Source organism: Bacillota bacterium (assembly GCA_040754675.1).
Taxonomy (GTDB): Bacteria; Bacillota; Limnochordia; order Limnochordales; family Geochordaceae; genus Geochorda.
Window position 1 is genome coordinate 1 of record JBFMCJ010000516.1, and the last position, 2,829, is coordinate 2,829.

Consider the following 2,829-nt stretch of genomic DNA (forward strand, 5'->3'; position numbering starts at 1 on the left):
AGCCGGAACAGGAATACCTGGCGCGGGATGCCGTGGACGATCAGCTCGGGGTCTAGGCCCAGCCTACGCATCGCCAGGACGGCGAACTGCAGGCGCCGGCGGGGGCCGTAGCCGAAGCCCGTCCGCGGGTCCAGGCCGTGCTGGGCCAGGAAGGCCCGGATGTGGGGGAACAGTTCGTCCGGTAGGTGGAACGTACCGGTTCTGGCCGTGAAGCCGAGGGGTTCAGCCACCGGCCGACCGCGAAATGTCAGCCGGTTGTAGATGCTGGAGCGGCCGTAGGCACTGGTGGTGGTCAGAAAAAGGAGGTCCGCCGGAAGCCGCCGGCCCTGCAACCACGTCACCGCTCCCTCGTAGCGGCGACGGTAGGCCTCCCGCACCTCCGCCGAGACCGCGAGCATGGCGACGAGCTTGCCCCCTAGGAGGAGGTTATATGGGGGCAAGGCGCCTAGGGTGTAGACGTCCAGTGAGCGGTTGACGGTCTCCACCTTGTCGGGACGGGTGAGGCCTAGGGCCCGGTCGCGGCAGCCGAGGTCGATGGGCGGGCTCTGCATTCCCAGCAGCCCGATGAGCTTGCCCGTGGCGGCGTCGCGCACGAGGAAGCGCAGTCGACGGCCGTAGCCCTTGAAGTACGGGAGGGACCAATAGACCAGGCGGAAGAACCGGAAGAGGTCAGCTGCCTCCCCGTCGTCCGCGGGCTCCAGCACCGGCTCGATGCTTTCCGGGATCACCTCACGCCCATCTGCCAGGTGCTGCCGGGCCCTAGGCCAGAAACGGAACAGGAACCGGGCGTGGCGGCGCAGTTGGGCCTCGCGCGCGGCGGCGTGCACGGCCTGCAGGCCGGTCTTGTCGTGCGGTGTCAGCAGTCGTGGGCGACCGCGGGCGTCCACTACGAGGGTGAACCCCTGTCGCTCAAGGGCCTGGAGGATTTGTTCCCGCAGCCAGGCGGTGTCCACGGGGCCGGTTTCCGTCATCCCTTTCCCCTCCCTCAGCCGGTGAGGCGGTTGGCCCGCAGGAACTCCTCGGGCGTGGTGAAGGCGTTGAAGAACAGCGGTGTCCCCGCGAATGAGAGGGGCGACACCGGTCCCACCGTCATGAAGGAGTACTGGCGGCCGGCGGGGTCGAAGGCACTGTGAGGATCACGGAACAGGCGATACAGGTCGAGGGCGGTGGTGTCGCCACCCACCAGCTCCCGCAGGGCCGCGAACTCGCTGCCGAGACCCAGGCCGAAGCCGAAGCACATGATGCGCAGTTGCTGAATGATTTCCATGTGGAGGCTGGCCAGGGTTTGGCTGATGAACATCCAGCCCAGGCCGTACTTCCGCGTCGTGCGCACGGCGTCCACGAGCGTATCCCGGATGCGCTGACGGTGTTCGTCCTCGAGGCGCTCCCGCGGTGCCAGCCGATGCGCCTCGTCGATGACCACTAGGGTGTTCAGGCTGCGGTTACCCTGGTACGCTCGTTCGGACGCGAAGCGGATCCCCTCAAGCAGCCGCTTTATCACCAAGGCCTGGATGGTATCGTTCCAGAGCAGGTCACCCTGCTGTTGGGCGGAGAGGTCAACCACGACGAGCGGGCGCGGCGAGCGCGTGAACATGTCGTGTAGCAGGGCTTCGACGCGCTGCTTGCCGGGTTCCCACTGGAACAGCCGGGCCAGCGGCAGCCACCGCAACCCATAGAACTCGTTGGGGTCGGCCTCCTCGTAGGCGGCCCGGAAGCGCTCGCGCGAGCCCTCGCTACGGTAGAAGACGCGCTGGATGCGCTCGTCGCCCAGCAGCGCCCAAGCCTGCTCGAAGGACCTGCGGCCGTGCAGGTCCGCCAGCTTGACCCCCGAGCGGTCCAGCCGATCCCGCAGCGCGCCGCAAGCCAGGCGCCGGTTCTCACCCCGGGGGATGGTCAGTTGCTCGAAGAAGTCCGATTCGTAGAGGATCTCCTCAAACAAGTCCCAGCGGTCCAGGACCAGCTGCCGGACGCCCACCACGACCGGCTCGCGCTCAAGCCGGCGCAGCACAAGGTCCAGCCGGAGGGGGAAGCCGCCGCCCGGCGAGCCACGAGCGTCCTTGGCGAACTCCCCCTGCGGGTCGATCACCAGCAGGGCCATGTCCCGGTGGCGGGCATAGGCGAGGAGAATCATCTTGGCCAGCACCGACTTGCCCGAGCCGGTCTTGCCGAAGATGCCAAGGTGGTAGGCCTCACCGGCGCCGTGGGGTCCCTGGTCGAAGTGCTTGAACCACATGGGCAACCGCGGTGTCGAGCCGAAGACGGTCCCCAGGTAGAACAGTTGGTCTCGGTAATGGGCAAGCACCGTGCTCAGTTGGTCATCGCGGGCCAGGAAGACGCGCGTACCGGTGGGCGGTACAGTTCCCAGGAAGCTAGGCCGATAGCCGGTGCCGTCCCTCATGAAGACAGCGCTGACGGACATCTCACCGAGGTGGGTGTCCTGCCGTGCGCTAACGGGGTCGACCTGGCCACGCTGGCGGATCAAGCTGCGCATGGTGGGGTCCTCGTGCCAGACGTTGCGCAGTGTGACGCTGGTAATCTGGCCGAGGGCATAGTGGGGATATCCGTCTTGCGTGTAGCCGAAGACCGCCAGTTCGCCCACCAACTTGCGCACGGCGGCAGGTGCCAGGACGTCGATCGCCAGCTGTGCCGTCGACGAGGGTGACCCTATCACCGCGATCTGCTCTGCGGAACTCAGCAGCGCGTCCAACTCCTGCTGACTCACACGCCTCCCCTCCCTGACTCGGTGCGGTACCCGTGCAGGTGGAAGAACACCTCGTCCAGTGGGCCCGCGAGGCGCTCGGCGACGGCCTGGGCGGCCACCTGGCGGAA

2 protein-coding genes are annotated in these 2,829 nt (G+C 67.4%); both read right to left on the reverse strand.

The features are described 5' to 3' along the window. On the reverse strand, positions 1-971 hold a 971-nt coding region (locus AB1609_20015), incomplete at its 3' end, for a Druantia anti-phage system protein DruA (protein ID MEW6048729.1). A gap of 14 nt (positions 972-985) precedes the next feature. Next, a complete protein-coding gene (locus tag AB1609_20020) occupies positions 986-2,722 on the reverse strand; it encodes a DUF87 domain-containing protein (protein ID MEW6048730.1) in 1,737 nt (578 codons plus the stop codon). Positions 2,723-2,829: the final 107 nt, after the last annotated feature.